The 376-nt window shown below is 60.9% G+C and carries 1 protein-coding gene; it reads left to right on the forward strand.

The window, feature by feature from the left end; genetic code table 11:
* Positions 1–376 (forward strand): amino acid kinase family protein (locus ACYP03_RS24620; RefSeq protein ID WP_459782470.1); only part of this gene is annotated, 376 nt, incomplete at both ends.

Below are 376 nucleotides of genomic sequence, written 5' to 3' on the forward strand. Positions count from 1 at the left end.
GAATTGTTGACCTCGTTACACCTTGAATTCAGCGAGCTGGGCCAGCTCACCGACAGTGATATCACCCCGGCCAGACACGCCTGGGTACTCGGACACGGCGAATTGTGGTCTTCCCGGCTCTTGGCCGCACTGCTGGCACACAAGGGTATGGCGGCACGTGCGCTGGACTCCCGGCGCTTCCTGCGTGCCGAACGCGCTGCGCAGCCGGAAGTTGACCGTGGCCGTTCACTGCCGCTGCTGCAAAATGAACTGGCGCAGCACAGTGGCCATCGCATGGTGATCACAGGTTTTATGGCCAGCAATCAAGCCGGAGAAACCGTGCTGCTGGGGCGAAATGGTTCAGATTATTCCGCCACTGTCATCGGCGCTCTGGCCG

It is taken from the genome of Photobacterium sp. R1 (assembly GCF_054600795.1).